This window comes from Marinitoga arctica (assembly GCF_054657315.1).
This window is the reverse complement of record NZ_BAAHYY010000067.1, coordinates 1-984: the sequence shown is the minus strand read 5'-3', so window position 1 is coordinate 984 and position 984 is coordinate 1. Positions and strand designations below refer to the sequence as shown.

The following is a 984-nucleotide window of genomic DNA, read 5'->3' as shown; positions in this document are numbered from 1 at the left end:
TAGATATTATTAAAGAAAATAATGTAGCCAAAAATATTATTCCATTAAAGAAAACAATAATATTTCTCGATCTTTTTAATAAAAATTTTTCCGGAATTGAAATTGCTGTTGACCAATTTAAATTTTTTACGGGCATATAAAATATTATTCTTTTTTCATCATCTATAATAATATTTCCATAACCTTTTTCTCCATTTATCATCTTTTGGGCAATTTTGTCTAATCCAATATAATTTAAATTAAAAATATTATTTCCTACAAAATTATCTATTGTATGGGCTATTATAACTCCTTTTAAATCCACAATATAGCTATAAATATCTTGTGTTTTGTCACTATACAAAAATTCTAAAAATTTATTAATAGATATTGTAGCACCAATCAATCCAACAGTTTCATTTTTTTCATTTTTTACAGAATGAGCAATAACAATTACAGATGAAGCATCTGCTTTTGAAATTAAAACATCGCTTATAACAATATCTTTCCCAGACATTATTTCTTTAAAATATTCCCTATCCTTAATATTTGTTTTTACATTTGAAGTTGTATAAGCATCTCCATTTCTATCTGCAATGAATAGCATAGAAAAATCATCTAAAATTTTTAAACCCTCTTTTAAAACTTTAATTGAATCTTTAAATTCCATATTTTCAAAAACCTTTGTATTAGAAATCAAAGCAATTTGGTGAATAAGACCATCAAAAAAATTTTCAATTTGTTTTGTTTTCTCTTCTAAAATAGAAAAAGAAGACTCAGAAATAATTTCTTCTAAAGAATGCCCAACATAAAAATATAAAAATACTCCAACAAATAAACCAGCTGATATTATAATTAAAGAAAAAACTAAAGCAAGTTTTGTTTTAAGTGATTTCACAATAAAACCTCCTTTATGAAATAAATACAAGAATAGTATATCAAAATATTATTATATTATAATAAATATTCTGTATAAAAAATAAAAACCCCCTGTCGAAAAAGACA

At 22.9% G+C, this 984-nt stretch carries 1 protein-coding gene; it reads right to left on the bottom strand.

Annotation, left to right across the window (positions count from 1 at the left end):
- The coding region (locus ACYQ44_RS10360) for a cache domain-containing protein (protein ID WP_459997205.1) at nt 1-877 on the bottom strand (877 nt) is incomplete at its 3' end.
- Nucleotides 878-984: the final 107 nt, after the last annotated feature.